General features: G+C 32.8%; 6 protein-coding genes and 1 tRNA gene. 4 read left to right on the forward strand and 3 right to left on the reverse strand.

Annotated elements, in window-relative coordinates:
* A partial coding sequence (locus tag SOY52_RS02460; protein WP_320847401.1) for a flavin reductase family protein occupies positions 1-396 on the forward strand: 396 nt, incomplete at its 5' end.
* A gap of 281 nt (positions 397-677) precedes the next feature.
* On the opposite strand, the gene SOY52_RS11155 is transcribed toward SOY52_RS02460, so the two are convergent.
* The 3 genes from SOY52_RS11155 to SOY52_RS02470 all read right to left on the reverse strand — a co-directional run bounded on the left by SOY52_RS11155 (position 678) and on the right by SOY52_RS02470 (position 1,493).
* Positions 678-740: an IS3 family transposase gene (locus SOY52_RS11155; protein ID WP_414429580.1), complete on the reverse strand. Its 63-nt coding sequence runs from the start codon at positions 738-740 to the stop codon at positions 678-680.
* 238 nt (positions 741-978) lie between these two features.
* Positions 979-1,052: transfer RNA gene (locus SOY52_RS02465), tRNA-Arg, on the reverse strand.
* Between the two features lie 72 nt (positions 1,053-1,124).
* Positions 1,125-1,493 carry a metal-dependent transcriptional regulator gene (locus SOY52_RS02470; protein ID WP_320847402.1) on the reverse strand — a complete coding sequence of 123 codons (369 nt, stop codon included), beginning with the start codon at positions 1,491-1,493 and terminating at the stop codon, positions 1,125-1,127.
* 120 nt (positions 1,494-1,613) lie between these two features.
* On the opposite strand from SOY52_RS02470, the gene SOY52_RS02475 reads away from it, so the two are divergent.
* From SOY52_RS02475 to SOY52_RS02485, 3 genes are all read left to right on the forward strand, one after another.
* Positions 1,614-1,826, forward strand: a complete 213-nt coding sequence (locus tag SOY52_RS02475) for a FeoA family protein (protein ID WP_320847403.1) — start codon at positions 1,614-1,616, stop codon at positions 1,824-1,826.
* 12 nt (positions 1,827-1,838) lie between these two features.
* Positions 1,839-2,060, forward strand: a complete 222-nt coding sequence (locus SOY52_RS02480; RefSeq protein ID WP_320847404.1) for a ferrous iron transport protein A — start codon at positions 1,839-1,841, stop codon at positions 2,058-2,060.
* A gap of 47 nt (positions 2,061-2,107) precedes the next feature.
* The coding region (locus SOY52_RS02485) for a FeoB small GTPase domain-containing protein (RefSeq protein ID WP_320847405.1) at positions 2,108-2,575 on the forward strand (468 nt) is incomplete at its 3' end.

Raw genomic sequence — 2,575 nt, forward strand, 5'->3', positions numbered from 1 at the left:
ATTGGTTCTATTTGGGATAGTGGAAATAAAAGTAATTTACCAACTATTATTAGTTATGTACGTCCAAGTCGTTATACAAAAGAGTTTATGGATAGTCATGAGTATTTTACTCTATCCCATTTTTCTGATAAGTATCATAAAGCACTTGGATATCTTGGAAGTCATTCTGGACGTGATGGTAATAAGGTTAAAGAAGTAGGTTTAACTCCTGTATTTGACTATGGCACAACATATTTTGCAGAAGCTGATTTAGTTTTCATTTGTAGAAAAATCTATACACAAGAGATAATTGAAAAAGGGTTTATTGAAAAAGAAATGGTAGAGAAAGTCTATCCAAAGAAAGATTTTCACACTATGTATGTTGGTGAAATTGTAAAGATACTAATTGCTGAGTAAAATTGATTTTGGGATTAAAATAATAAGATTTTATTGACCCCTGAAGACTAAATACGTGTTCTGATTCGAAACAGTAGTCATCCCTTCTCCATGTCGTTCTTACGTCGTGGAGGTTTTTCATCCATGGACTTAGTGTTGAAGGAGGTGACTGATATGTCTAGTTATGAAACTTTTAGTTTAGTAATCTCAGCAATTTGAAGTGAACCCAAAATACGGGACCAGAAATAATTTTGCATCAGCTGTTTTTTGTAATTCAATTGCAACATGTAGTTTAGCTTCACTTAAATCCTTTCCTTGTTGTAGTATTCAATATATTCATCGATTGCTTCGTATAGCTGCTTCATGGTCAGAATTCAGGTTGAAGTAATCTGCTTGAATTGTACTCAATTTAGCAGCTCGTATTACTTTTTTGATATACAAGAGTAATTAAAAGATATTTCTACCTTTCATAAGTAGCTAGTTTATAAGTTGTTTTAAGATACTCAATAAGTCTAATATGTTCTTCAAGAGCCTTTTCCTCCATGTAAGATTTTACCAATTACAAGAAAGTATTTTCTTACATGTTAAGGAAATTCTCTATTTCGAGACCAAGAGGATTCGAACCTCCGACCCTCAGTTCCGCAAACTGATGCTCTATCCAGCTGAGCTATGGTCTCATGTGCTATATATCAAGCGCTAATCATTATTAAATAAAAATAAGAAAAATGCAATAGGGTTAAAGTCCTATATTACATAGATTTTTCAGCAAGACGTTTGAATGCTTCAAAAGTCTCTTCCGAAATAACATGTTCCATCCTGCATGCATCTGCATCTGCAATTTCCTTAGGAACACCAATAGAAGTAAGCCATTGAGAGACTTTAACATGTCTGTCATAAATCTTTGTAGCGAGTGTTTCACCTTTATCTGTTAGATATATTCTTCCTGTTTCATCCATTGTAATATATCCAGATTCTTTTAAGTTTTTCATGGCTACACTAACTGATGGCTTTGAAAAATTCATTTCACGAACGATGTCTATAGAACGTACAATTTCTTTGCGTTCTCTAATCATTAAAATAGTTTCTAGATAGTTTTCTGCAGATTCCTGAATTTTCATTTTTACACCTTAAGAACTAAGGTAAAACGTTATTGTATAAAAATCAATCTAAAGTATTGACTAATATGGTTAGTTGTTGCTAACTTATATTTAGTTAGTTAAGGCTAACTGGAGAAAGACATGATGCCATTAACATTTGCACAGAGTGGAGAATTACATGTAATTAAACATGTGGGTGGGCCTGAAAAGACTAGAAAATTTTTAGCAAATCTTGGATTTGTTTCAGGTAGTGATATTGTTGTTATCAGTAAGAATGCAAGTAATTTAATTGTAAATATTAAAGATTGTAGAGTCGCTATCTCAGGTGAGATGGCTAATAAAATTATGGTTTGAAAGGAGTTATAAATGACAACACTAAATGATATTAAGGTTGGATTTACTTGTAAAGTTGTTCGTCTAACTGGTTCTTGTGTTATTAAGCGAAGAATCATGGATATGGGTATCACAAAGGGTACTGAAATAACAGTTCGTAAAATTGCACCACTTGGAGACCCAATGGAATTAACTGTCAGAGGGTATGAATTATCAATTCGTAAAGAAGATGCTAAGTTAATCGAGGTGGAATAAAAATTTTTAACGATAAGGTTAGTGTAGACTAACCAAAGGTGGAAATAATGGAAATAAGAATTGCATTAGCAGGAAACCCAAATAGTGGTAAGACTACACTATTTAATGCTCTCACAGGCTCTAATCAATATGTTGGAAACTGGCCAGGTGTAACAGTAGAAAAGAAGGAAGGAAAATTAAAGAATTATGATAATGTTAAAGTTATTGACCTTCCTGGTATTTACTCTCTTTCTCCTTATACATTAGAGGAAGTTGTTGCTCGTGATTACCTTGTAGAAGAAAGACCAAATGTAATTTTGAATATTGTTGATGGTTCTAATCTAGAAAGAAATCTCTATTTGACAACTCAACTTGTTGAGTTAGGCATTCCTGTTGTTTTAGTGGTAAACATGATGGATGTAGTAAAAAAGAATGGAGATAAAATTAATACTTCAGAACTTGAAAGAGAGTTAGGAGTTAAAGTTTGTGAAATATCTGCATTGAAAAATCTTGGGGTCTTGGAGGCTGCTCAGGCT

The sequence above is a fragment of the Bullifex sp. genome (assembly GCF_034103065.1).
Taxonomy (GTDB): domain Bacteria; phylum Spirochaetota; class Spirochaetia; order Sphaerochaetales; family Sphaerochaetaceae; genus Bullifex.